Annotated in this window: 20 protein-coding genes and 1 riboswitch; of the genes, 10 read left to right on the forward strand and 10 right to left on the reverse strand. The window is 63.5% G+C overall.

Translation table 11 applies throughout. The features are described 5' to 3' along the window. Window positions 1–72: 72 nt before the first annotated feature. The 4 genes from APH25_RS00550 to tkt form a co-directional block, all read right to left on the reverse strand. Complete coding sequence (locus APH25_RS00550; protein ID WP_060480724.1) at window positions 73–324, reverse strand: hypothetical protein; 252 nt, start codon at window positions 322–324, stop codon at window positions 73–75. Continuing rightward, complete coding sequence (locus APH25_RS00555) at window positions 324–1,487, reverse strand: phosphoglycerate kinase (RefSeq protein ID WP_060480725.1); 1,164 nt, start codon at window positions 1,485–1,487, stop codon at window positions 324–326. Before APH25_RS00555 ends, APH25_RS00550 begins: the two co-directional genes overlap by 1 nt. A gap of 12 nt (window positions 1,488–1,499) precedes the next feature. Next, window positions 1,500–2,561, reverse strand: coding sequence for an erythrose-4-phosphate dehydrogenase (gene epd / locus APH25_RS00560; protein WP_028631899.1), 1,062 nt, complete (start codon window positions 2,559–2,561; stop codon window positions 1,500–1,502). Window positions 2,562–2,712: 151 nt separating this feature from the next. Beyond that, the gene (tkt, locus tag APH25_RS00565) at window positions 2,713–4,710 is read right to left on the reverse strand and encodes a transketolase (protein ID WP_060480726.1); all 1,998 of its coding nucleotides are present in this window, start codon (window positions 4,708–4,710) and stop codon (window positions 2,713–2,715) included. A 271-nt stretch (window positions 4,711–4,981) separates the two neighbouring features. Between tkt and APH25_RS00570 the strand changes: the two genes are divergently transcribed. The 3 genes from APH25_RS00570 (at window position 4,982) to APH25_RS00580 (ending at window position 7,814) form a co-directional block, all read left to right on the forward strand. Beyond that, on the forward strand, window positions 4,982–5,974 hold the full coding sequence (locus tag APH25_RS00570; RefSeq protein ID WP_028631901.1) for a metalloregulator ArsR/SmtB family transcription factor: 993 nt from the start codon (window positions 4,982–4,984) through the stop codon (window positions 5,972–5,974). 18 nt (window positions 5,975–5,992) lie between these two features. After that, window positions 5,993–7,183, forward strand: coding sequence for a methionine adenosyltransferase (gene metK, locus APH25_RS00575; protein ID WP_003249375.1), 1,191 nt, complete (start codon window positions 5,993–5,995; stop codon window positions 7,181–7,183). Window positions 7,184–7,421: 238 nt separating this feature from the next. Then, the gene (locus tag APH25_RS00580; RefSeq protein WP_028631902.1) at window positions 7,422–7,814 is read left to right on the forward strand and encodes a DUF1090 domain-containing protein; all 393 of its coding nucleotides are present in this window, start codon (window positions 7,422–7,424) and stop codon (window positions 7,812–7,814) included. A gap of 56 nt (window positions 7,815–7,870) precedes the next feature. Here APH25_RS00580 and APH25_RS00585 read toward each other — a convergent pair whose 3' ends face one another. Beyond that, window positions 7,871–8,320 (reverse strand): cytochrome c, encoded by a 450-nt coding sequence (locus APH25_RS00585; RefSeq protein ID WP_028631903.1) that lies wholly within the window; start codon window positions 8,318–8,320, stop codon window positions 7,871–7,873. A 119-nt stretch (window positions 8,321–8,439) separates the two neighbouring features. Between APH25_RS00585 and APH25_RS00590 the strand changes: the two genes are divergently transcribed. Continuing rightward, window positions 8,440–9,591, forward strand: coding sequence for a murein transglycosylase A (locus APH25_RS00590; RefSeq protein ID WP_060480727.1), 1,152 nt, complete (start codon window positions 8,440–8,442; stop codon window positions 9,589–9,591). A gap of 18 nt (window positions 9,592–9,609) precedes the next feature. Here APH25_RS00590 and APH25_RS00595 read toward each other — a convergent pair whose 3' ends face one another. Beyond that, window positions 9,610–9,996 carry an MAPEG family protein gene (locus APH25_RS00595; RefSeq protein ID WP_028631905.1) on the reverse strand — a complete coding sequence of 129 codons (387 nt, stop codon included), beginning with the start codon at window positions 9,994–9,996 and terminating at the stop codon, window positions 9,610–9,612. Window positions 9,997–10,277: 281 nt separating this feature from the next. On the opposite strand from APH25_RS00595, the gene APH25_RS00600 reads away from it, so the two are divergent. Then, window positions 10,278–11,513: a sodium:proton antiporter gene (locus APH25_RS00600; protein ID WP_060480728.1), complete on the forward strand. Its 1,236-nt coding sequence runs from the start codon at window positions 10,278–10,280 to the stop codon at window positions 11,511–11,513. A 46-nt stretch (window positions 11,514–11,559) separates the two neighbouring features. Here the strand turns inward: APH25_RS00600 and APH25_RS00605 are convergent, their stop codons facing one another. Then, a complete protein-coding gene (locus APH25_RS00605) occupies window positions 11,560–11,961 on the reverse strand; it encodes an acyl-CoA thioesterase (protein WP_028631907.1) in 402 nt (133 codons plus the stop codon). 178 nt (window positions 11,962–12,139) lie between these two features. Beyond that, window positions 12,140–12,236, forward strand: a riboswitch (S-adenosyl-L-homocysteine riboswitch). A gap of 21 nt (window positions 12,237–12,257) precedes the next feature. On the opposite strand from APH25_RS00605, the gene ahcY reads away from it, so the two are divergent. The 5 genes from ahcY (at window position 12,258) to APH25_RS00630 (ending at window position 18,791) form a co-directional block, all read left to right on the forward strand. Further along, entirely contained in the window at window positions 12,258–13,667 is a 1,410-nt protein-coding gene (gene ahcY, locus APH25_RS00610; RefSeq protein ID WP_060480729.1) for an adenosylhomocysteinase, read from the forward strand. 174 nt (window positions 13,668–13,841) lie between these two features. After that, a complete protein-coding gene (gene metF, locus APH25_RS00615; RefSeq protein WP_060480730.1) occupies window positions 13,842–14,687 on the forward strand; it encodes a methylenetetrahydrofolate reductase [NAD(P)H] in 846 nt (281 codons plus the stop codon). A 92-nt stretch (window positions 14,688–14,779) separates the two neighbouring features. Then, a complete protein-coding gene (locus APH25_RS00620; RefSeq protein WP_060480731.1) occupies window positions 14,780–15,850 on the forward strand; it encodes a hypothetical protein in 1,071 nt (356 codons plus the stop codon). Between the two features lie 62 nt (window positions 15,851–15,912). Beyond that, window positions 15,913–16,701, forward strand: coding sequence for an ABC transporter substrate-binding protein (locus APH25_RS00625; RefSeq protein WP_060480732.1), 789 nt, complete (start codon window positions 15,913–15,915; stop codon window positions 16,699–16,701). 218 nt (window positions 16,702–16,919) lie between these two features. Beyond that, on the forward strand, window positions 16,920–18,791 hold the full coding sequence (locus tag APH25_RS00630) for a DEAD/DEAH box helicase (protein ID WP_060480733.1): 1,872 nt from the start codon (window positions 16,920–16,922) through the stop codon (window positions 18,789–18,791). 51 nt (window positions 18,792–18,842) lie between these two features. Here the strand turns inward: APH25_RS00630 and APH25_RS00635 are convergent, their stop codons facing one another. From APH25_RS00635 to APH25_RS00645, 3 genes are all read right to left on the reverse strand, one after another. After that, window positions 18,843–19,421, reverse strand: a complete 579-nt coding sequence (locus APH25_RS00635) for a YceI family protein (protein WP_060480734.1) — start codon at window positions 19,419–19,421, stop codon at window positions 18,843–18,845. A 33-nt stretch (window positions 19,422–19,454) separates the two neighbouring features. Beyond that, window positions 19,455–20,006 carry a cytochrome b gene (locus APH25_RS00640; protein WP_060480735.1) on the reverse strand — a complete coding sequence of 184 codons (552 nt, stop codon included), beginning with the start codon at window positions 20,004–20,006 and terminating at the stop codon, window positions 19,455–19,457. 208 nt (window positions 20,007–20,214) lie between these two features. Next, window positions 20,215–22,104, reverse strand: a complete 1,890-nt coding sequence (locus APH25_RS00645; RefSeq protein ID WP_060480736.1) for a flavin monoamine oxidase family protein — start codon at window positions 22,102–22,104, stop codon at window positions 20,215–20,217. Window positions 22,105–22,148 lie beyond the last annotated feature (44 nt).

Below are 22,148 nucleotides of genomic sequence, written 5' to 3' on the forward strand. Positions count from 1 at the left end.
CACATAAAGCGCGTAAGCGGGCGGGCCCACTCACAAGACCACAAACCTGCCTTCAGGTTGCCAGGCACCCGATCAAGGGCAGCCTGGCGCCTTGCGCTGGTGTTCCTCGTCGTACTTTTCCAAACCGTCGGGGCCCACGCGCTTGCTGATCACAGGCACCGTCTCGGCTTGCCACTCGGACTGGTAGCAGCCGCCCTTGGGCGGCTGCGTCGGGTCGTCCTGCGACGCCGGGCTGCCAGAGCAGGCGCTCAGCAGGCCGGCCAACAGCATGACAAGCAATTGCTTGACCATGAGGCCACTCCCTTTGCCAGACGACGAAATCATCAAGCCTTGGCCCGCTCTTCCAGAATCGCCACGGCTGGCAGCACCTTGCCCTCGACGAACTCGAGGAACGCGCCGCCCCCGGTGGAAATGTAGGAGATATCCTGGCTGACACCATACTTGTCGATGGCTGCCAGGGTATCACCGCCACCGGCAATGGAGAACGCAGCGCTGTCGGCGATGGCCTTGGCCAGCACCTGGGTGCCGTTGCCGAACTGGTCGAATTCGAATACCCCAACCGGGCCGTTCCACAACACGGTTTTCGACGACTTCAGCAGTTCGGCGAACTGGGCAGCCGTCTGCGGGCCGATGTCCAGGATCATGTCGTCGGCGGCGACGTCGGCAATGGCCTTGACGGTGGCTTCGGCGCTTTCAGCGAATTCCTTGGCGACCACCACGTCAACCGGCAGCGGCACGCTCACCTTCGCTGCGATGGCCTTGGCGGTTTCGACCAGGTCCGGCTCGTACAGCGACTTGCCCACCGGGTGCCCGGCAGCGGCCAGGAAGGTGTTGGCGATGCCGCCACCCACGATCAGCTGGTCGCATACGGTGCTCAGACTGTTCAGCACGTCCAGCTTGGTGGACACCTTGGAGCCGGCGACGATGGCCGCCATCGGCTTGGCCGGGGCTTTCAGTGCCTTGCCCAGGGCATCCAGCTCTGCCGCCAGCAGCGGGCCGGCGGCGGCAACCTGGGCAAACTTGGCAACGCCATGGGTCGAGCCTTCGGCGCGGTGCGCGGTGCCGAACGCGTCCATGACGAACACATCGCACAGCGCAGCGTACTGCTGCGCCAACTCGTCGGCGTTCTTTTTCTCGCCTTTGTTGAACCGCACGTTCTCGAACAGCACCAGGTCACCGGCATCGACCTGCACACCGTTCAGGTAATCGGCAACCAGCGGCACATCGCGGCCAAGGGCCTTGCTCAGGTAGTCGGCAACCGGCTTGAGGCTGTTCTCGGCAGAGAACTCGCCCTCGGTGGGGCGCCCCAGGTGGGAGCAGACCATGACCGCTGCGCCCTTCTCCAGGGCCAGCTTGATGGTCGGCAGTGCGGCCTGGATACGCGCGTCGCTGGTTACCACACCGTCCTTCACTGGCACGTTGAGGTCTTCGCGAATCAGTACGCGCTTACCTTTTAGGTCGAGGTCGGTCATCTTCAACACGGTCATGAATGCAGTCCTTCAGGGCTGTTTGTTGCGGGTTGGGTGAACGACGTGCAGGAAGTGGTCGGCAACGTCGAGCATACGGTTTGCAAACCCCCATTCGTTGTCGAACCAGGCCAGCAGGTTGACCAGCCGGGGGCCGGAAACGCGGGTCTGGCTGGCATCGACGATGGCCGAATGCGGGTCATGGTTGAAATCACAACTGGCGTGCGGCAGCTCGGTATAGGCCAGCAGGCCCTTGAGCGGGCCTTCCAGCGCGGCCTCGCGCAGCACCCTGTTGACCTCGGCCGCCGTGGTGTCGCGGGCGGTGTGCAGGGTGATGTCCAGGCACGACACGTTGACCGTGGGCACGCGTACCGCTTTGGCCTGGATTCGCCCGGCAAGTTCCGGTAGCAGGCGTTCGATACCGCGCGCCAAACCGGTGGACACCGGGATCACCGACTGGAAGGCCGAACGCGTGCGGCGCAAGTCCTCGTGGTGGTAGGCGTCGATCACAGGCTGGTCGTTCATCGCCGAGTGAATGGTGGTGATCTGCACGTACTCGATGCCAAACGCCTGGTCCAGTACCCGCAACAGCGGCACGCCACAGTTGGTGGTGCAGGAGGCGTTGGACACCAGGCGTTCGCTGCCTGTCAGGCACGCCTGGTTAATGCCGTACACCACCGTGGCATCCACATCGGCCTCGCTGGCCATGGGCTGCGAGAACAACACGCGTGGCGCGCCGGCATCCAGAAAGCGCTGGCCATCGGCCCGGGTGTGGTAGGCGCCGGAGCATTCCAGCACCAGGTCGATGCCAAGGGCTGCCCAGTCGATGCCCTCTGGCGTGGCGCTGCGCATCACCTTCACGCAGTCGCCATTGATGTGCAGGCAATCGCCATCGACCCTGACCTCGCCGGGGAACCGGCCATGGGTGGAGTCGAAGCGAGTGAGGTATTCGAGGCTGGCCTGATCGGCCAGGTCGTTGAGCGCAACGATGTCGAAACCGGCCCGCGCCCCACGCTCGAACAGCGCGCGCAGAACACAACGGCCGATACGGCCGTAACCGTTGAGTGCAACTTTGTAGGGACGCAGGTGGGGCATTCGGGGCTCACGAGACAATGTTGTTTTCGTCAGCCTGCGGGCATTGCGGTGTGGCATTCGCAGGCAAGCCCGCCCCCACTGGATGCACATGCAACCCAGTGAGGGCGGGCTTGCCCGCCAATGCAGGCGACACCGCCCGCAGACCGTTACATCAGTCTTCCAGCAGTTCTTCGGCAGTACCCAGGATGTTTTCCACGGTGAAGCCGAATTCTTCGAACAGTGCCGACGCCGGGGCCGACTCACCATAGGTGGTCATGCCGATGACGCGGCCTTCCAGGCCCACGTACTTGTACCAGAAGTCCGCGTGGGCAGCCTCGATGGCAATGCGCGCACCCACTTCAAGCGGCAGCACGGACTGTTTGTAGGCGGCATCCTGGGCGTCGAACACGCTGGTGCAGGGCATGGATACCACGCGCGCCTTGCGGCCCTGTTCGGTCAGCTTGGCATGCGCCTGAACAGCCAGGCCCACTTCGGAACCGGTGGCGATCAGGATCACTTCCGGCTCGCCGGCGCAGTCCTTGAGCACGTAGCCGCCACGGCTGATATTGGCGATCTGCTGGGCGTCGCGCGCCTGGTGCTGAAGGTTCTGGCGCGAGAAAATCAGCGCCGATGGGCCGTCCTTGCGTTCCAGGGCGTTTTTCCAGCTGACTGCCGATTCCACGGCATCGGCGGGGCGCCAGGTGTCCAGGTTCGGGGTAGTGCGCAGGCTGGTGAGCTGCTCGATCGGCTGGTGGGTCGGGCCATCTTCGCCCAGGCCGATGGAGTCGTGGGTGTACACGTGGATAACACGCTGCTTCATCAGTGCGGACATGCGCACGGCGTTGCGGGCGTATTCCATGAACATCAGGAAGGTGGCACCGTAAGGCACCAGGCCGCCGTGCAGGGCTACGCCGTTCATGATGGCAGTCATGCCGAACTCGCGTACGCCGTAGAACACGTAGTTACCGCTGGCATCGGCCGCTTCCACACCTTTGCAACCCTTCCACAGGGTCAGGTTGGAGCCGGCCAGGTCAGCCGAGCCGCCGAGGAATTCCGGCAGCAGCGGGCCGAAGGCATTCAGTGCATTCTGGCTGGCCTTGCGGCTGGCGATGGTTTCACCCTTGGCCGCCACTTCGTTGACGTAGGCCTGGGCCTTCTCGCTGAAGTCGGCTGGCAGTTCGCCGGCGCTGCGGCGCTTGAATTCGGCTGCTAGCTCCGGGTAGGCCTTGGCGTAGGCGTCGAAGCGCTGGTTCCACTCGGCTTCCACCTTGGCACCATTGGCCTTGGCGTCCCACTCGGCATAAATGTCGGCCGGGATTTCGAACGGGCCGTGGTTCCAGTTCAGGGCCTGGCGGGTCAGGGCGATTTCGTCGTTGCCCAGCGGCGCACCGTGGGATTCTTCCTTGCCCTGCTTGTTCGGCGAACCGAAGCCGATGGTGGTCTTGCAGCAGATGAGGGTCGGGCGGTCGCTTTTGCGCGCCGTCTCGATGGCCATCTTGATTTCTTCGGCATCGTGGCCGTTGACGTTGCGGATCACCTGCCAGTTGTAGGCTTCGAAACGGGCCGGGGTGTTGTCGGTGAACCAGCCGTGCACTTCGCCGTCGATGGAAATGCCGTTGTCATCATAGAAGGCGATGAGCTTGTTCAGGCCCAGGGTGCCGGCCAGCGACGCCACTTCGTGGGAGATGCCTTCCATCATGCAGCCGTCGCCCATGAACACATAGGTGTTGTGGTCAACGATGGTGTGGCCGTCACGGTTGAACTGCGCGGCCATGACTTTTTCAGCCAGGGCGAAGCCTACGGCGTTGGCAATACCCTGGCCCAGTGGGCCGGTGGTGGTTTCAACGCCTGGGGTGTAGCCGTATTCCGGGTGACCCGGGGTGCGGCTGTGCAGTTGACGGAAACCCTTGAGGTCGTCGATCGACAGGTCGTAGCCGGTCAGGTGCAGCAGCGAATAGACAAGCATCGAGCCATGGCCGTTGGACAGCACGAAGCGGTCACGGTCGGCGAACTTGGGGTTGCTCGGGTTGTGCTTGAGGTAGTCGCGCCAAAGTACTTCGGCGATATCCGCCATGCCCATGGGGGCACCTGGGTGGCCGCTGTTGGCCTTTTGCACGGCATCCATGCTGAGGGCACGAATGGCGTTGGCACGTTCACGACGGCTGGGCATCGCTGATCTCCTGGGGGCTTGAATAGGGAGTGACACAAGAAAGGCAGCCATTTTCGCCCACTGGGGGGGCTTGGGGCAACTTTAAAGCTGCAAGCGGCACGCTTTGAGCTTCAAGCGGCAAGCTTTAAGCTGCAAGCGATGAAGCAGAGCCCGATTCAGCCCGCCCTCAAGCTTGCCGCTTGAAGCTTGCCGCTTGCAGCCCACCCCCAATATCAAAACTTTTTGATATTGGCCTTGCTAGGGCAGCGCTGCCTGTCTAGACTGCCGCACCATGAATGTCCCCGCGCACGCCATCCCGGAACAACGCGAAACACTGGCCGCCCTGTGCAAGGCCAGTGGCGATGAGCTGCGCCTGAATGTGCTGCGGGCACTGGCCAACGACTCCTTCGGCGTGCTGGAACTGGCGCAGATCTTCGGCATAGGCCAGTCGGGCATGAGCCACCACCTCAAGGTGCTGGCCCAGGCCGACCTGGTGGCCACCCGTCGCGAAGGCAATGCCATCTTCTATCGCCGCGCCCTGCCCGACAGCCTGCGCCTGGGCGGGCGCCTGCATGCGGCGTTGCTCGACGAGGTCGATGACCTGGCCCTGCCCGCCGATGTTCAGGCGCGTATTGCCCAGGTGCAGCAGCGCCGCGCCGCCACCAGCCAGGACTTTTTCCTGCGCGTGGAAGAAAAATTCCGTGCCCAGCAAGACCTGATCGCAGGGCTGCCGCAATACCGCGAGAGCCTCCTGGCGCTGCTCGACAAGCTGCACTTCCAACCCGGTGCCAGCGCCCTGGAAGTCGGCCCCGGCGATGGCGGGTTTCTCCCCGACCTGGCACGGCGCTTCGCCCAGGTCACGGCACTGGACAACAGCCCGACCATGCTCGAACTGGCGCGCCAGGTGTGCCAGCGCGAAGGGCTGGGTAACGTAAACCTGCAGTTGGCCGATGCACTGTGTGCCACGGATGTGGCCGCCGACTGCGTTGTGCTGAACATGGTGCTGCACCACTTCAGCGACCCGGCCCTGGCGTTGCGCCAGCTGGCCAAGCGGGTGAAGGCAGGCGGCAGCCTGCTGGTCACCGAGCTGTGCAGCCATGACCAGGGGTGGGCGCGCGAAGCCTGCGGCGACCTGTGGCTTGGCTTCGAACAGGACGACCTGGCCCGCTGGGCCCATGCAGCCGGGCTGGCACACGCAGACAGCCTGTACGTAGGCCTGCGCAACGGTTTCCAGATCCAGGTTCGTCATTTCCAGCGGACGGCTGGCGACATACATCATCGGTAAATTTCAGGAACCCTCGAGATGAGCGAATACTCCCTTTTCACCTCCGAGTCCGTGTCCGAAGGGCATCCGGACAAGATCGCCGACCAGATTTCGGACGCCGTTCTGGACGCGATCATCGCCCAGGACAAATACGCCCGCGTAGCCTGTGAAACGCTGGTAAAAACCGGCGTGGCGATCATCGCCGGCGAAGTGACCACCTCGGCCTGGGTCGACCTCGAGGACCTGGTGCGCAAGGTCATCATCGACATCGGCTACAACAGCTCCGACGTGGGCTTCGACGGTGCCACCTGCGCGGTGATGAACATCATCGGCAAGCAGTCGGTGGACATCGCCCAGGGCGTGGACCGCTCCAAGCCTGAAGACCAGGGTGCTGGCGACCAGGGCCTGATGTTCGGCTATGCCAGCAATGAAACCGAGGTGCTGATGCCGGCGCCTATCTGCTTCTCGCACCGTCTGGTAGAGCGCCAGGCCGAAGCGCGCAAGTCTGGCCTGCTGCCGTGGCTGCGCCCGGACGCCAAGTCCCAGGTCACCTGCCGTTACGAAAACGGCAAGGTGGTGGGCATCGACGCCGTGGTGCTGTCGACCCAGCACAACCCTGAGGTGTCGCAGAAAGACCTGCAGGAAGCGGTGATGGAGCTGATCGTCAAGCACACCCTGCCGGCCGAACTGCTGCACAAGGGTACCCAATACCACATCAACCCCACCGGCAACTTCATCATCGGTGGCCCGGTGGGTGACTGCGGCCTGACCGGGCGCAAGATCATCGTCGACTCCTATGGCGGCATGGCCCGCCACGGTGGTGGCGCGTTCTCTGGCAAGGACCCGTCCAAGGTCGACCGTTCCGCCGCCTACGCCGGCCGCTACGTGGCCAAGAACATCGTGGCGGCCGGGCTGGCCGAGCGCTGCGAGATTCAGGTGTCCTACGCCATCGGCGTGGCGCAACCGACGTCGATCTCGATCAACACCTTCGGTACCGGCAAGGTATCGGACGACAAGATCATCCAGCTGGTGCGCGAGTGCTTCGACCTGCGCCCGTACGCCATCACCACCATGCTCGACCTGCTGCACCCCATGTACCAGGAAACCGCTGCCTACGGCCACTTCGGCCGCACCCCGCAGCAGAAGACTGTCGGCGACGACACCTTCACCACCTTCACCTGGGAACGCACCGACCGCGCCCAGTCGCTGCGTGACGCTGCCGGCCTGTAAGCGATCGTTGGCGAACATCAGGGCCCCTGTCGAGCGATCGGCAGGGGCTTTTTTTGTGAGCCCCAAGGCGCAAGAATCCAGCGCCCCTACCTCGGGGCAATGAATTCTTACCAATTTCCCTGTCGGAAAAACCCGATAGTTGCAGTGAAATTTCCGGTTAGGGTTTCTTAATCCGCAAAACCAAGGCAGGATTTCCGTCTTACTTTTTCGCTACTACGCCCCGTCCTGGAGGCTTTTCATGAAACGCGCTTCAACTTTCATCCTGCTCGCCACCCTTGGCCTGGCCGCCAGCAACCTGCAGGCAGCCCAGCCCGATGCAGGCCTGACCGGTTGCGCCGCCAAGCGCAGCGCCATCGAGAACCAGTTGAAGATCGCCCGCGACCAAGGCAACAGCGGCCAGGTTGCCGGGCTGGAAGAAGCACTGCGCGGCGTTGCCAACTGCACCGACGCCAGCCTGCGCAAAGAGCGTGAGCAAAAGGTGCTCGATGCACGCCACGAAGTGGCCCAGCGGGAAAAAGACCTGAAAAAAGCCGAGAAAAAGGGCGACGCAGAAAAGATCAACAAGCGTAAAGACAAGTTGGCCGAGTCGCGCAAAGAACTGCAGGAAGCGGTAGACGACCTGGACCGCTGACAGCGGGCGACGCCAGCATGCGCCGCCCGCCCAGGCCCCTGAGCAGGCGCGGGCAATCAGTGGTTACGAAACTCGGTATGACAGGCCTTGCACGCCGCCTCCACCCTGTCCATCGGCGCTTTGAGCGGCGCTGCTTCCAGGGGCTGGGCGCGGGTAACGGCCACCAGTTCGCCAGTGGCGTGTTCCAACTGCCTGGCCAAGTCGTGGAAACGCGCCTGGCGCTCCCACACCTCGGCCCGGGCGCTGCTGTCAGCGGCATCGTCGCGCGCCTGCGGGAAGTGCTGCCACGGCTTGTGGGCCAGTTCATCCAGCTGCACCGCGCCGGCAGCGAATTTTTCGCTGTTGAACGGCAAGCGCCCCCTCAGCATGCCGCCCAGGTCTTCGCTGGTCTTCATCATGTCCTTGAAAATGACCTTGCGCTGGCCCAGCGGCGAGTTCGGGTCAACCCGATCGCAACCGCCCATGGCCAGGGTTACCAGCACTACTACCGTCAATCGCTTGTACATCACGCTCACTTCGGCCTCGGCAAATGGGCGTGCAGTATCGCGTTGCCAGGCACAAACACCAATAGCCACATGAAAAACAGGGCGAATATTCATGTTCGCCCTCTCTAGGAATGCAACCCATGACACATGCCCTGCGCCACCTGGCCTGGACGCTCCCGGTACTGGCCCTGCTGGCCGGTTGCAATGGCGGCGACAACGCAAAACCCGAACCCCACGCCGTCGCCACCTACGCCCCGGCCACTTGGCAAGACCTGCCTGCCGTCAGTGATGAAGACTTGCTGGCGGGCTTTTATGCCTGGCGCAGTGGCTGTGAAAAACTCAGGCGTGACCCGGTGTGGGCAGCCACCTGCGAAGCCGCCGGCAGCGACAGCGCAAGCGCTGCCCAGGTGCGTACATTCCTTGAGCAGAACCTGCAGGTGTATGGCTTGCGCTCTGCCGAAAACAGCGCCAACGGCCTGATCACCGGCTACTACGAGCCAGTCTACCCCGGTAGCCTGAGCCCGTCGGCCACCAACCATGTGGCTGTTTATGGGCCGCCGGACGACATGATCGTGGTGGACCTGGCCAGCATCTACCCCGAGCTCAAGGGCAAGCGCCTGCGCGGGCGCCTGGACGGCCGGGTACTCAAGCCCTACGACACCGCCGAGGTGATCAACCGGGACGGCGTGAAAGCACCGGTACTGGCCTGGCTCACCGACCCGATGGACCTGCAGTTCCTGCAGATACAGGGTTCCGGCAGGGTGCAACTGGAGGATGGCCGCCAGCTGCGCCTGGGCTATGCCGACCAGAACGGCCACCCCTACCGCCCCATTGGCCGCTGGCTGGTGGAACAGGGCCAGTTGAAAAAGGAAGACGTGAGCATGGGCGCCATCCATGCATGGGCCCAGGCCAACCCGCAGCGTGTGCCTGAACTGCTGGCCAGCAACCCCAGCTACGTGTTTTTCAGCACCCGCCCGGACAGCAATGAAGGCCCGCGCGGCTCGCTGAACGTGCCGTTGACTGCAGGGTACAGCGTGGCCATCGACCGCAAGGTGATCCCCCTGGGCAGCCTGCTGTGGCTATCCACCACACGCCCTGACGGCACCCCCGTGGTACGGCCGGTGGGCGCCCAGGATACCGGCGGGGCCATTACCGGCGAAGTCCGCGCAGACCTGTTCTGGGGTACCGGGCCAGCGGCAGGCGAGCTGGCCGGCAACATGAAGCAGCAAGGGCAGATCTGGATGCTGTGGCCCAAAGGCATGCCGTTGCCAGAAGTACCCAAGGTGCCGTGACACCCAGCGCGCCTGGCGTCAGGCAGAGACCACGAAAAACGCCACGATGATCGCCAGGCCCGCGAACCACACCAGCGAACGCAATATTGCCCAGTCGGCCAGGTAGCAGATGATGTAGAGCAAGCGGCTGGTGATGTACATCACCCCCAGCACGTCCTGGGTGACCTGCTCGGCATTGCCGACGATGTCAGCCACCAGCACCGCGGCGGCGAACGCCGGAAACGCCTCGTAGCCGTTCTGCTGCGCGGCGTGCGCGCGGCGCGGCAGGCCGGACAGGGTGTCAAGGAAGGCACGCGGGTCATGGTTGTGCTTCGCGCCGAAACGGCCACTGGCAAGTTTGGCGATCAGCGCGCAGAGCGGCGGCAGGATCATCGCGATCAGGATGCACCACAGGGCAACGGTCATGGACAGGGTTCCTCGTTCAGTTGTCGGTTCAGAGCTTCATCACCAGCTTGCGGGCCAGCACCCGCCCGCAAGCTAGGAGTGCCGGCCCGCTAAAAGGTTCTTCGAGGCAGCCCGTGCCCTCACGCTTGCACAGCCGATGACCATAGAGCAATGGGGCCACGGCCTGGAACGTTTTCCAGCAATCCGGTCAAACCCTGTGTCCCGAACCCCTCGCCAGGTCATCAAAGAACTGCCCGAGCTATTCGGGTAAAGACTTGGAAGCCACTTTTACAGGAATTGGGATGCTCGAATTAGTTGCCGCGTTTATCTGCCTGACCACCCTGCTTACGTACGTCAATTACCGTTTCATCGGCCTGCCCCCCGCCATCGGCGTGATGGTGACGGCGCTGCTGTTCTCACTGCTGCTGCAGGGCCTGAGCCTCATCGGCTTCCCTGGCCTGGAAGCCCGCGTCGAAGGGCTGATGAACCAGATCGACTTCAATGACCTGCTGATGCACTGGATGCTGGCGTTTCTGCTGTTTGCCGGCGCCCTGCACGTCAACCTCTCCGACCTGCGCAACTACCGCTGGCCCATCGGCCTGCTGGCCACCGTCGGCGTGCTGATCGCCACCGTGGTGATCGGCTACCTGTCACACTGGGTGTTCGCCCTGTTCGGCTGGCAGGTACCGCTGATCTACTGCCTGCTGTTCGGTGCACTGATCTCCCCCACAGACCCTATCGCCGTGCTGGGTGCGCTGCGTACCGCCAATGCACCCAAGCCGCTCAAGACCACCATCGTGGGCGAGTCGCTGTTCAACGACGGCACGGCCGTGGTGGTGTTCACCGTGCTGCTGGGCATCATTCAGCTGGGCGAAACGCCGAGCATGAGCGACACGGCGATCCTGTTCGCCCGCGAGGCCATCGGCGGCGTGCTGTTCGGCGGCCTGATCGGCTACGCCACTTACCGCATGATCAAGAGCGTCGAGCAGTACCAGGTGGAGGTGATGCTGACCCTGGCGCTGGTGATTGGCGGCTCGGCCATGTGCTACGAACTGCACGTGTCGGCACCGATCGCCATGGTGGTCGCGGGCCTGATCATCGGCAACCTGGGGCGCAACCTGGCGATGAACGACATGACCCGCCGCTACATGGACGGCTTCTGGGAACTGATCGACGACATGCTCAATGCGCTGCTGTTCGCCCTGATCGGCCTGGAGCTGCTGCTGTTGCCGTTCAACTGGATGCACCTGGCGGCTGGCAGCGTGCTGGCACTGGCGGTGCTGCTGTCGCGGCTGCTCACCGTAGCACCGGCGATCGTCCTGCTGCGCCGCTGGCGCCCAGTACCCAAGGGCACGGTGCGGGTGCTGACCTGGGGCGGCCTGCGCGGCGGGGTATCCGTGGCCCTGGCGCTGTCGCTGCCGCTGGGCGAGGAACGTGACCTGCTGCTGTCGATTACCTACATCGTGGTGCTGTCGTCGATTCTGGTGCAGGGGTTGAGCATCGGGCGCGTGGTACGCAAAGTCAGCGCGCAGCCCTGACCTGAACTGACCTGAAGAACATCGCCGGCTTGCCGGCGATGGCCAGCTATTCCACCGCAGAGTCGGGGAACTGGTCCTGCACGTACTTGATCTCGGTACGCCCGTGCGCCGCCGGCAGGCCATCTTCGCCCAGGTTCACGAACACCATGCGCTCGACCGTGAGGATGCTCTTGCGGGTGATCTTGTTGCGCACTTCGCAGCGCAGGGTGATGGAGGTACGGCCAAACTCGGTGGCGGTGATGCCCAGCTCGATGATGTCACCCTTGCGCGAGGCGCTGACGAAGTTGATCTCCGACATGTACTTAGTCACCACCCGCTGGTTACCCAGCTGGACGATGGCGTAGATCGCGGCCTCTTCGTCGATCCAGCGCAGCAGGCTGCCGCCGAACAGGGTGCCATTGGGGTTGAGGTCTTCGGGTTTAACCCACTTGCGGGTGTGAAAGTTCATCTGTACTCCTGAACACACTGGCTTACGTGCAGCCATCATGGCAGAGCGGCCGGCGCCGCTCCATTGAACATCGACTATCGTCTCGATTAATCGACAGAAAACCTTGGGGATGGTGCCGCTCGCGGCTATAATCGTCGCCGTTTCACATGGCTGCCCACAGCGGGGCCATGCCCGCCACCTGTCCGAGGGGCGCTGCAGCAGGCTAGGCCTGTCAGGCTCGGATGGGGCGTTGTCCGCTCCTGCGGACGCTCAACGCACAACGGCGCCCATTCGCACACTACGAATGGAGGCTCTTGATGAGCGCTGCAAACATGCCTGCTGGTTTCACCGACTACAAAGTCGCCGACATCTCCCTGGCCGCCTGGGGCCGTCGCGAAACCATCATCGCCGAATCGGAAATGCCTGCACTGATGGGCCTGCGCCGCAAATACCAGGCCGAACAGCCGCTCAAGGGCGCGAAGATCCTGGGCTGCATCCACATGACCATCCAGACCGCCGTGCTGATCGAAACCCTGGTCGCCCTGGGTGCCGAAGTGCGCTGGTCGTCCTGCAACATCTTCTCCACCCAGGACCAGGCCGCCGCGTCCATCGCCGCCGCCGGCATCCCTGTGTTCGCCTGGAAAGGCGAAACCGAGCAGGAATACGAGTGGTGCCTGGAGCAGACCATCCTCAAGGATGGCCAGCCATGGGACGCCAACATGGTGCTCGATGACGGTGGCGACCTCACCGAACTGCTGCACAAGAAGTACCCGCAGGTGCTCGAGCGCGTCCACGGCGTGACCGAAGAGACCACCACCGGCGTGCACCGCCTACTGGACATGCTGGCCAAAGGCGAGCTGAAAGTGCCGGCCATCAACGTCAACGACTCGGTCACCAAGAGCAAGAACGACAACAAGTACGGCTGCCGCCACAGCCTGAACGATGCCATCAAGCGCGGCACCGACCACCTGCTGTCGGGCAAGCAGGCGCTGGTCATCGGCTACGGTGACGTTGGCAAGGGTTCGGCGCAGTCGCTGCGCCAGGAAGGCATGATCGTCAAGGTCACCGAAGTGGACCCGATCTGCGCCATGCAGGCCTGCATGGATGGCTTCGAGCTGGTTTCGCCGTTCATCGACGGTATCAACGATGGCACCGAAGCCAGCATCGACAAGGCCCTGCTGGGCAAGATCGACCTGATCGTCACCACCACCGGTAACGTCAACGTCTGCGATGCCAACATGCTCAAGGCCCTGAAGAAGCGTGCTGTGGTGTGCAACATCGGTCACTTCGACAACGAAATCGACACCGCTTTCATGCGCAAGAACTGGGCCTGGGAAGAGGTCAAGCCGCAGGTGCACAAGATCCACCGCACCGGCGCTGGCAACTTCGACCCGCAGAACGATGACTACCTGATCCTGCTGGCCGAAGGCCGCCTGGTGAACCTGGGCAACGCTACCGGTCACCCAAGCCGCATCATGGATGGCTCGTTCGCCAACCAGGTACTGGCACAGATCTTCCTGTTCGAGCAGAAGTACGCCGACCTCTCGGCCGAGAAAAAGGCCGAGCGCCTGACCGTTGAAGTACTGCCGAAAAAGCTGGACGAAGAAGTGGCCCTGGAAATGGTCCGTGGCTTCGGCGGCGTGGTGACCCAGCTGACCAAGCAACAGGCCGACTACATCGGCGTCACCGTCGAAGGCCCATTCAAGACTGATGCTTACCGGTATTAAGCGGCAAGCTTGAAGCTTCAAGCGGCAAGTAAAGGCAGACCGTGCCGTTGCTGCTTGCAGCTTAAAGATTGACGAACGATGCCCAAGCCAGATCGGCCATAACCGATCTGGCTTTTACTTGCAGCTTGCAGCTTGCCGCTTTCGGTTTGCCGCTCGCTGCCTGAGGAACGAGTGATGTCACAGGAACGCCGTTACAGTTTCGAGTTCTTCCCGACCAAGACCGACGCCGGTCATGAAAAGCTGATGGGCGTTGCCCGCCAGCTGGCTACCTACAACCCGGACTTCTTCTCCTGCACTTACGGTGCAGGGGGCTCCACGCGCGACCGCACGCTCAATACCGTGCTGCAACTGGAAAACGAAGTGAAGGTGCCTGCCGCACCGCACCTGTCGTGCGTGGGCGACACCAAGGCCGAGCTGCGCGCACTGCTGGCCGAATACAAGGCGGCGGGTATCAAGCGCATCGTTGCCCTGCGCGGTGACCTGCCCTCGGGCATGGGCATGGCCAGCGGCGAACTGCGCTACGCCAGTGACCTGGTCGAGTTCATCCGCCAGGAAACCGACGACCACTTCCACCTGGAGGTAGCCGCCTACCCCGAGATGCACCCCCAGGCGCGCAACTTCGAGGCCGATGTGGCCAACTTCGTGCACAAGGTCAAGGCCGGTGCCGACAGCGCCATCACCCAGTACTTCTTCAACGCCGACAGCTACTTTTATTTCGTCGAGCGGGTACAGCAGCAGGGTGTGGATATCCCGGTGGTGCCCGGCATCATGCCGATCACCAACTACAGCAAGCTGGCGCGCTTCTCCGACGCCTGCGGTGCCGAGATCCCGCGCTGGATCCGCAAGCAGCTCGAAGCCTATGCCGATGACACTGCCAGCATCCAGGCGTTTGGCGAAGAGGTGATCACCCGCATGTGCGAAGAGCTGCTGCAAGGCGGCGCACCGGGCCTGCACTTCTATACCCTGAACCAGGCCGAGCCGAGCATGGCGATCTGGAACAACCTCAAGCTGCCTCGCTGACACGTTTTGTCATAGCGGCTTAAGAAAAAATTAAGGCTTTGGCCATAGGCTGAAGCCTTCTTCTTTTCCGGGTTAAACAGGTCCTGCCTGCCATGCCGTATGCCCAGCCGCCACGCCCCCAACTCGTCTACCTGGCCTTCGGCCCCGCCACCTACCATCAGGAAGCCTGCTTCAGCATCGTCAGTGCCCTTGCCTGCCTGAACGCTGCCGCTGGCGAGTGCCTGGATATCCAGGTGTACACCGACAACCTGCAGCCCTACAGCGGGCTACCCATCACCACCCACTTCATCGACGACGCCACCCGCCAAGCCTGGAATGCACCGCACGGGTACCACTTTCGCAGCAAGCATGTGGTCTTGCGCCAGGTCTTGCAGCAGCACCCACTGGCAGTACTGATCGACACTGATACGTTTTTCCGCCAGTCGCCCATGCAGTTGTTCAACCGCGTGGCTTCGGGCCGCCTGCTGTGCAATGCCATAGGCCCGCGCTACGGCGCCGACAGGCACAGCGTGCTGTACCGCAAGCTGCACGCTACCCTGGCCGAACGCGGGCTGGCTGACGACAGCATGCCCATGGTCAATTCGGGTGTCATCGGCCTGGCCCGGGGCGATGCCGGCACCCTCGACCATGCGCTCGCGTTGATGGACGAACTGCACCCCGTGGCACCAGAAGCCTACGCACTGGAAGAATTCTGCCTGGCGGTGGCCGCCTACCGCAGGCTGGCAGTGCATGAATGCACCGACGTGATCCACCACTACTGGAGCCACAAGGCGCAGTTTCGCGCCAAGATCCAGGCCTGGCTGCGCAAGCATGGCCACGATCTGCTGAGCGCTGCTGCGCTGGCGGATGTGGCGAAGGTGAATGACCAATTGCCCCGCCCGCCAGTACTGCACCGCTTGGGCTACAAGGCCCTCACCCTCACCCTGCCCAGCCGTGAGCGCCAGTTCGCACGCGAGCTGCTGTACGGCTGTTACCCCTACCCCAACGAATTCGACCGGGCGTGCGCACCGGCGTGGTGGGACAAGGCACTGGAGAACCTCACCGGCCGGTGCGGCCACGTGGCGCCCGAGCATGTGCGCCAATGCTTGCGCCACCCGGGGCTGCGCCTGTCGCTGGGCGAGCGGCGCAAGGATGTCGAGGCCCACCTGACGAGGGCGCGTTAGAGCGCGCCGGGGCTTGCCATCGGGTACTGGCCTTGGCTTGGCCGAGCGCGTAATCTCCGGCCATGCGCCATTACGCCTGCCTGTTCTGGACCCTGCTGCTTACCTGCCTCAGCCCTCTGGCGCTGGGCGAGCGGCTGCGTCTGGTAAGTGATGACTGGGCACCCTACGTGTATGAACAAGAGGGCCAACCACGCGGCATCGACGTCGAAGTTACCACCCAGGTGTTCGCACGCCTGGGGGTACAGGTTGAATGGCAGTTCATGCCCTGGAAACGCTGCCTGGCGATGGTCGAACAGGGCCAGGCCGATGGTGTCATGGATATTTTCCAGTCAGACGCGCGTCACCCCTACCTGCTGTTCCCGGCAGAACCCATGTCGGTGGTGGAATTCGTGCTGTTCCAGGCGAACGCACGCCGGCACTCGGTCGACAACCTCAACGACCTCGGCAACCTGCGTATCGGTACCTCACCTGGCTACGACTACGGTACCGCGTTCAACCAGGCGTCGGCCTTTCAACGCGAGGCGGCACCCACCCATGAAGCCAACTTCGGCAAGCTGGTGCTGGGGCGCATCGACCTGGCGATCACCGACCGCAAGGTGGGCCAGTACCTGATCCAGCACATGGGCCTGCAACAGCAGGTCGAACCGTTGCCCTTGGTGATCAGCCGCAAGGCGCAGTTCCTGGGCCTGGTGCGCAAGCCCGGTCGCGAGGCCCTGGCCCAGGCTTTTACCGAGGAGTTGCGGCGTTTCAAGCAGGAGCCCGCCTATGCGGCCATCATCGAGCGTTACATAAACGACCCCAAAAACATTCTTGACGCCGTTGAGCAGCAGGAAAGCAGCACAGCGCGCTAGCTCTGTTATACTCGGGCCTTCCCGCCCGGCTCACGCCCGGACGCTCGGCCTCGCAACAGGCATCCCGATCGGCATAGACGCACCCTGGCGTCAGCCTTCCGTTTCCCGGATGTGCAGTGAAAGCCCAGCTGGACCGGACGCGATCGCATCCTACAGATGCCCGTCGCGCCAGGCAGAACATCCCTACGGGCCCAGCCCACACGAGAACAGGATTGCCCATGTCCTTTGCTTCCCTCGGTCTCTCCGAGGCTCTTGTCCGCGCTATCGAAGCTGCGGGCTATACCCAGCCGACCCCCGTGCAACAGCGGGCCATTCCCGCCGTGTTGCAAGGCCGCGACCTGATGGTTGCCGCACAGACAGGTACGGGTAAAACCGGCGGTTTCGCCCTGCCGATCCTCGAGCGCCTGTTCCCTGCCGGCCACCCCGACAAGTCGCAGCGCCACGGCCCGCGTCAGCCCCGCGTACTGGTGCTTACCCCAACCCGCGAGCTGGCAGCCCAGGTGCACGACAGCTTCAAGGTGTATGCCCGTGACCTGCCACTGGTCAGCGCCTGCATCTTCGGCGGTGTTGGCATGAACCCGCAGGTGCAGGCCATCGCCAAGGGTGTCGACGTACTGGTCGCCTGCCCAGGCCGCCTGCTCGACCTGGCAGGCCAAGGCAAGGTCGACCTGGCCCACGTTGAAATCCTGGTTCTCGATGAAGCCGACCGCATGCTCGACATGGGCTTCATCCATGACGTGAAGAAAGTGCTGGCACGCCTGCCGTCCAAGCGCCAGAACCTGCTGTTCTCGGCTACGTTCTCCAAAGACATCACCGACCTGGCCGACAAGCTCCTGCACAACCCGGAGCGTATCGAGGTCACCCCGCCCAACACCACCGTCGAGCGTATCGAGCAGCGCGTCTACCGCCTGCCCGCCAGCCACAAGCGGGCCCTGCTGGCGCACCTGATCACCCTCGGCGCGTGGGAGCAGGTTCTGGTGTTCACCCGCACCAAGCACGGCGCCAACCGCCTGGCCGAGTACCTGGAAAAGCACGGCCTCACCGCCGCGGCCATCCACGGCAACAAGAGCCAGAACGCCCGCACCAAGGCATTGGCTGACTTCAAGGCCAACACCGTGCGCGTCCTGGTTGCCACCGACATTGCGGCGCGTGGCCTGGACATCGACCAACTGCCCCACGTGGTCAATTTCGAACTGCCCAACGTAGAAGAAGACTACGTACACCGTATTGGCCGTACTGGCCGTGCCGGCCGTTCGGGTGAAGCGATTTCCCTGGTTGCACCCGATGAAGAGAAGCTGCTCAAAAGCATCGAGCGGGTAACCCGGCAGAAAATCGCCGACGGCGACCTGATGGGCTTCGACGCCAGCCAGGTAGAAGCCGAAAAACCGGAAGTGCGCGAGCGCCAGCAGCCCAACGGCCGCGGCGGGCGTAACCAGCAGGCCCGTGGCGAAGGCAGCAAGGACGCCAACGGCGGCCGCAAGGACAAGGGCAAGGACAAAGGCCGGACACGCCAGCAGGCTGCAGACAAGCCCGCCGAAAAGCAGGCCAGTGGTGAGCGCCAGCAGCAGCCACGCAAACCGCGGGACAACAAGCCGCGCCAGCAGGCCAGCAACAGCAGTGTCCCGAAGGCGCCTGCCGACCGTGACCCAGAAGTGTTCCTGGATGACGATGTGGACAACTTCGGTAACCGTGCCGACTACGTCAGCCCTTACCAGAACGGCAAGGGCCAGGGCCGCAACCGTCGCCCTGGCGGTCAGGGCCAGGGGCAAGGCAATGGCCAACAGCGCGGCAACGGAGGCGGCGGCGGTCAGGCCCGCAATGGCGGCCAGCCACGTTCCGGTGCCGGTGAAAAGCGCCCGCCCCGTGCCCACAATGGTGGCGGTGCCCGCCGTGATGGTGGCGCAGGCCGTGGCCGCCCAGCCCGCGAAGACGCCGAGCCGGCCGTGCGCAGCCCTCGCCAGCCGCAGAGCCAGCCGGTGATCATCCGCAAGGAATCCAAGCTCGACCGTTTCCCGACGCCTGAGCAACTGGAAGACCTGCCCGCCCGCCCACGCGGTGAGCGCCCTGCGTTGTTAACGCGCAAGGGCTGATAACAAAAAAGGGGCCGCTTAGCGGCCCCTTTCTCATTCAACGCACAGCTATTACTTCTGCTTCACGCCTTCAACACTGATATCCAGATCCAGGGTCTGCGAAGTCGGGCCTGGGCCTTTGATACCGAAGTCGTTCAGGTCAAGGGTAGTGGTGGCATTGAAGCCTGCGCGCTCGCCGCCCCATGGGTCCTTGCCCTCACCATTGAAGGTGGCCTTGAAGGTGACCGGCTTGGTCACGCCATGCAGGGTCAGGTCACCGGTCACGTCAGCGGTTTTTTCGCCTGTGGACTTGACGCTGGTGGAGACGAACTTGGCATCCGGGTATTTCTTCACATCCAGGAAATCGGCGCTGGCGATGTGCTTGTCACGCTCGGCATGGTTCGACCACAGGCTGGCGGTTTTCAGGTCGACGCTGATCTTGCTGGCTTCAGGCTTGGCGATGTCCCAGCTGAAGTTGCCGTCGAAGTCCTTGAAGGTGCCGTGAATGAAGCTGTAGCCCAGGTGGCTGATCTTCCAGTCAACGAATGCGTGCTGGCCTTCCTTGTCGATCTTGTACTCGGCAGCCATGACCTGGCCGGCGGAGAGCAGAGCGGTACCGAGCGCCAGAGCGGCAAAAGTCTTTTTCAACATCGTCACTTCCTTCCTTTGCAATTGAGTTGAGGATCAAGCTTTGCGGCCCAGCATGCGGGTGAGGGTCGCGTCACGGTCAATGAAATGGTGCTTGAGTGCAGCAAGGCCATGCAACCCCGCGAAGATCACCACGCCCCACGCCAGCCACAGGTGTACCACCCCAGCCACGTCGGCCTGGTCCGGCAGGTTGCTGACCAGTGCAGGCACTTCGAACAAGCCGAACACCGGAATACCAACGCCATCGGCGGTGGAGATCAGGTACCCGGCAGTCATCAGCGCAAACAACCCCAGGTACAGGCCCAGATGCCCAAGCTTTGCAGCCACCCGCGTGTGCGGGCCGTGGCTGGCAGGTGCCGGTGGCGGCGGGCTGATGAAGCGCCACAGTACCCGCAGCAGCATGACGGCCAACAACACCAGGCCGATGCTCTTGTGCAGGTCAGGGCCTGCCTTGCGCCACGGGCTGTAGTAGTCGAGGCCGACCATCCAGAGGCCCAGACCGAACAACCCGAAAACGGTGAGCGCCACGCCCCAATGCATGACCATACTGACAACGCCGTAGCGTGAAGGTGAATTGCGCAGTTGCATGATGACCTACTTCCCCGTGAAAGCTGTGCACAGACTAGCGCGAAACGTATCGAATAAAAGCGGAAAAAATTGCTATGGATTATCGAGAAATCCGATAGCAATTGTTACGAGCCGTTATTAAGGAAACGTTAACGGAAGGCGTTGAATGACGGCTGCCAGCGCCGGCCCATCGCCGCTCATGGGCGATGGCACCGGCGCTGTCTGCAGGTCAGCCCGCTTTGGCCTGGGTATCAGTCACTGCTTTCTTCGCAGGTGCTGCCTTGGCGGGGGCCTTTTTGGCGTCAGCAGGCTTGTGGGCCGGCTTGTGGGCAGGGGTGTGCTTGGCGGGCGCCGGCTTGCTTGTGGCAGGCTTGGCCGCAGCTGGCTTGGCAGGCGCGGGCTTGGCCACCGGTGCGGGCGCCGGCTGCGCGGGCGCAGGGGCAGGTGCTGGCGCAGCCTCAGGGGCTGGAGCCGGCGCTGGCGCTACTTCATCCGCCTTGGCAGCTGGCTCGGGTGCTTTGTCGCCACCGCCGAACAGCCGCGAGAAGAAGCCTGGCTTGCCCTGCTCGGCCTTGTCAGCAGGTTTTGCGTCTGCGTTGGCCGGCGCCTTGTCCGCTGCATCGGCCTTGTCGGAGGAGCCACCGAACAGGTTGGAGAAGAACCCACCCTTGCCCTGCTTGGCTGCAGCAGCACCGGCAGCCGCCGTGGCGGCCACTGGCGCAGCCTTGACCGGGTCGAACGACTTGCCGGCCAACAGGTCCTGCACCTGGCTGGCGGCCCGCTGGCCGCTGCGCAGGGCACCTTCCAGGGTGCCAGGGTACAACGCATCGGTATGCTCACCGGCAAACGCTACGCGCTGCACCGGGCGCTCCCACAGCCGCCAGTACTTGCTGATCTGGCCCGGGCCATAGGCCAGGTACGCGCCGCCGGTACCCACATCTGCGCTGTAGCGCTTCACTTCGTACCCGGTAAAGGCGCCACGGGCCTGCGGGTAGAAGGCATGCAGGCGGATCAGCACCTGGTCGGCCATCTGCTTGTCGCCGAAGGCCTGCAACAGGCGGGCATTGTCACCCGACAGGTTGATCACCACGTTGGCACCGCCTTTCAGGGCCGGCTCGATCCACAGCATGCCCAGGCCAGTGTTGCTGTAGATTTCGCCCGACATGCGCGCGCGGCTTTCCCACACCGGCTTCTTGAATTTGAGCATCAGCTGGTCGCGCCAGCCGTAGTTGGTGCCCTTGATCGCCGCCAGGTGCTGGTTGTCCAGGCCGGGGGTCATCTGGATCTTGGCCAAGGCACGCAGCGGCACGGCCATCACCAGGTAGTCGGCACGGTAGCCCACGCTGCCCACCTTCACGGTGACGCCGTCCTTGTCCTGCACGATGGCGGTGACTGGCGAGCTGGTCTTGATGGTTTTCAGTTGCTTGACGAAAGCCTGGGCCAGTACCGGGCTGCCGCCTGGCAGGCGTGCCGCGCGCAGGTCGCGGTCGCTCACATCACGGTACACGCGGTTCTGCTGGGCGAAGTACAGCAGCGACAGGCGCGACGGCTCGTCGTAACGGGTACGGATCTGCTGGTTGACCAGCTGGCGGGCGGTGGCGGGCAACTGCAGCTTGTCCAGCCAGGAAGACACGGTGATCTGGTCCAGGGCGAACAGCGTGCTGGTCGCCTGTGGCTTCAGCGGGTCGTCGATGGAGCGCGCCAGGTCATCGACGGTTTTTTCGTAGCGCTTGAGCGCCTCGGCGGTGGCCGGCTGCTTCACGGCAAGGTCGGCGGCACTGAAATATTCGCCATCGATCAAGTAGCCAGGGTTACGGACAAACTCGGGCGCGGGCAACGTGTCGAGCTTGAAGCGGTCCAGGTACTGGTTCAGTACCGGCTGCGCCTTGGTATTGCCGATCCATTCGCTGGTGGCCAGGCCCGAACGCCCGCCCATGCCAGGCTTGGCTTCCAGCACAGTCACCTGCCAGCCTTTGTTCTGCAACTCGTAAGCGGCCGTGAGGCCCGCCATACCGCCGCCCACCACAATCGCCGTGGGCGTCTTGTCACTCGCCAGCGCGGCGCCGCTGGACACACCAATCAATACCAGCGCGCACAGGCGCACCCAAGCAGCAGCCATATCGGCAAACTCCGAGTCAGGGGTTACAAAAAACGGGGAGAGGC

Source organism: Pseudomonas sp. NBRC 111119, from assembly GCF_001320125.1.
GTDB lineage: Bacteria > Pseudomonadota > Gammaproteobacteria > Pseudomonadales > Pseudomonadaceae > Aquipseudomonas > Aquipseudomonas parafulva.